This is a genomic window from Kitasatospora sp. NPDC004531 (assembly GCF_053602195.1).
In genome coordinates this window covers 1-3,135 of sequence record NZ_JBSGDD010000191.1, presented here as the reverse complement: position 1 = coordinate 3,135, position 3,135 = coordinate 1, and the positions used below count along the sequence as shown (strand labels likewise).

At 71.3% G+C, this 3,135-nt stretch carries 3 protein-coding genes and 2 pseudogenes; all 5 read left to right on the top strand.

What is annotated here, in order from left to right; all coding sequences use genetic code 11:
* A partial coding sequence (locus ACWEMJ_RS33955; RefSeq protein WP_452140996.1) for a sigma-70 family RNA polymerase sigma factor occupies nucleotides 1-168 on the top strand: 168 nt, incomplete at its 5' end.
* A 119-nt stretch (nucleotides 169-287) separates the two neighbouring features.
* A complete protein-coding gene (locus ACWEMJ_RS33950; RefSeq protein WP_452140995.1) occupies nucleotides 288-695 on the top strand; it encodes an STAS domain-containing protein in 408 nt (135 codons plus the stop codon).
* A gap of 118 nt (nucleotides 696-813) precedes the next feature.
* Nucleotides 814-1,281, top strand: a complete 468-nt coding sequence (locus ACWEMJ_RS33945) for an ATP-binding protein (protein WP_452140994.1) — start codon at nucleotides 814-816, stop codon at nucleotides 1,279-1,281.
* Between the two features lie 137 nt (nucleotides 1,282-1,418).
* Nucleotides 1,419-2,129, top strand: a pseudogene (locus tag ACWEMJ_RS33940) (S1 family peptidase); the annotation flags it as partial.
* A 201-nt stretch (nucleotides 2,130-2,330) separates the two neighbouring features.
* A pseudogene (locus ACWEMJ_RS33935) lies at nucleotides 2,331-3,059 on the top strand (putative Ig domain-containing protein); the annotation flags it as partial.
* Nucleotides 3,060-3,135 lie beyond the last annotated feature (76 nt).

Below are 3,135 nucleotides of genomic sequence, written 5' to 3'. Positions count from 1 at the left end.
GCCAAACTCCCCGAACGCGAACGACAGATCCTCTCCATGCGCTTCACCGAGGACCTCACCCAGTCCCAGATCGGCGCCCGCCTCGGCCTGTCCCAGATGCACGTCTCCCGCCTCCTCTCCCGCACCCTGGCCACACTCCGCACCGGCCTCACCGGCGACGAGGACTGACAGCGCGGCACCCCCGGTGCCCGGCACCCACGCAGGGCGCCGGGCACCCCCGCCCCGACCCCCGCACCGGGTCGCGCCAGAACCGTTGAAGGAACAGGACGAGGATGCCAGCCGACGACATGCCCACGGCCCCACTCGCGGTGGACGTACGGCACACGCCCACGAACACCGCCGTGTGCACCCTGACCGGCGACCTCGACATCGAGACCCTCGAACCCGCCCGCGAAGCACTCGACCACCTCCTCGCCCACCGCCCCCGGGCCCTCGTCGTCGACCTCTCCCGCATCGACTTCTGCGACTCCTCCGGCCTCAACCTCCTCCTGCAGGCCCGCATGACCGCCGCCGACACCCACACCCCGTTCCACCTCGCCCACCTCTCCCCGCCCGTCCGCCACCTCCTCGACCTCACGGGCGCCAAAGCCGTCTTCACCATCCACCACACCCTCGACGTCGCGCTCCACACCCTCGACACCACCCCCGAGGGCGCCCCCGGAGCCGTCGACACCGCCCTCGAAGCCGACCGGTGAGACCCTGCGACCGCGTACCGACAACCGCATCGGGCATGATCCCGCCGCAGCCGGGAAACCGGCCCCCGAAGCCCCGCCACAGTCCGAGCCGGCCGCCAACCCCGAAGGGAACCCACCCGTGACACCCAGCCGGGGAACCCTCGACGGCGACCGCCCGGACGCCGACGCACCCGCCCCGCCCACCCGCCAACGCCGACGCCTGCGGCTCGCCGACGCCCCCCGCCCCGTCGCCCGCGCCCGCGCCTTCACCGCCCAGGCCCTCCGCGACTGGTCCTGGTCCACCCCGCCCGAGCCCGGCCTCCCCGAAGACGTCGTCCTGCTCGTCGCCGAACTCGTCGGCAACGCCATGCTCCACGCCGGCGGCCCCCTCGAACTCGTCCTCGACGCCACCCCCGCCCGCCTGCGCATCGAGGTCTCCGACCCCTCCCCCGCGATGCCCACCCTCCGCACCCCGCACCACCCCGGTCTCCCCGGCGGCCACGGCCTCTACATCGTCGAACACACCTCCGACCGCTGGGGCGCCGACCTCCACGCCCACGGCAAGTCCCTCTGGGCCGAGATCGACGCCGCCCGCCTCCTCGCCTAGCGTCCACACCCCCGGGGAACCCGGCACAGCCGTCGCGGCGACTTCCCCCTTCCCCCGCCGACGGGCTGTGACGGTACGTCAGGCGTCCGGCCCGACACCCGCGTTCGCGGAGTACTTCGACCGCGAGTTCCGTCGGCATGGTTGACCGCATTGAAGTGACCATGGCATTTTCGTGCGGCGCGGACGTGCACCAACCGGTCGCACGCCTGCAATCCCCCACGAGGAGAGCCATGTTCAAGAGATTCGCCGCCGCGCTCGGCGCGGTCGCGGTCGTCGCGGGTGCCCTGACACTCGGTGCCGCTCCCGCGCAGGCCGTTCAGGCGGGCGACCTGACCTCCACCATCGCGCTGAGCAACTGCTCCGCCTCGCTGGTCCGCTACCCGAGCTCGGTGGACACCGACCGGGCGATGATGCTGACCAACGGCCACTGCCTGCCGACCATGCCGTCGGCCGGCCAGGTCGTCCAGAACGCGAGCGCCAGCCGCAGCGGCACGCTGCTCAACTCCGCCGGCACCTCGCTCGGCACCGTCCAGGCCGACAAGGTGCTGTACGCGACGATGACCGGCACCGACGTCGCGCTGTACCAGCTCACCGACACCTTCGCCGCCATCACCACCAAGTACGGGGCGACGGCGCTGACGATCAGCGACACCCATCCGGTCGACGGGTCGGCGATGTACATACCGTCCTCGTACTGGAAGCAGGTGTGGAACTGCTCGATCAACGGGTTCGTCGCCACCCTGCGCGAGGACCAGTGGACCTGGCACGACTCGCTGCGCTACAGCGCGGGCTGCAACACCACGCACGGCACGTCCGGTTCGCCCATCGTCGACGCCGCCAGCAAGAAGGTCGTCGGCATCAACAACACGGGGAACGACGACGGCGCCATGTGCACCCTCAACAACCCGTGCGAGGTGGCCGCGGACGGCACCACCACCGTCACCAAGGGCCAGAGCTACGGTGAGGAGACCTACTGGTTCACCACCTGCCTGGGCACCGGCCGGGTGATCGACCTGAACGTCAGCGGCTGCCTGCTGACCAAGCCGGCCGGCGCGGCCGTGTCGGTGACCAACCCGGGCAACCAGTCCACCGCGGTCAACGGCTCGGTCAACCTGCAGATCCAGGCGTCCGGCGGCACCGCGCCGCTGACCTACTCGGCCACCGGCCTGCCCGCCGGCCTGTCGATCAACGCCTCCACCGGCCTGATCAGCGGCACCCCCACCACCTCGGGCGGCTCCTCGGTGACGGTCACCGTCAAGGACGCGGCCGGCAAGACCGCCTCCACCACGTTCTCCTGGACGGTCACCACGGGCACGGGCACCTGCACCCCGGCGCAGCTCCTCGGCAACCCCGGCTTCGAGACCGGCACCGCCGGCCCCTGGACCACCAGCAGCGGCGTGGTCGACAACTCCAGCTCGCAGGCCGCGCACGGCGGTTCGTGGAAGGCGTGGATGGACGGCTACGGCTCCAGCCACACCGACTACATCCAGCAGACCGTCACCATCCCGGCCGGCTGCAAGGCGTCGCTGAGCTACTGGCTGCACATCGACACCGCCGAGACCACCACGTCGAGCGCGTACGACAAGCTCACCGTCACGGCGAACGGCACCTCGGTCGCCGCGTACTCCAACCTCGACAAGAACACCGGCTACACCCAGAAGACCGTCGACCTCTCCGCCTACGCCGGCCAGTCGGTGACGGTGAAGTTCAACGCCGTCGAGGACGCCTCCCTCCAGACGTCCTTCGTGGTCGACGACACCGCGATCCAGACCAGCTGAGCCCCACCGCCCACCCCCTGGTCCTCTCCGCCGTCACCCGCCACACCGCCAGCAACGAACACGACGGCGTCGCCGC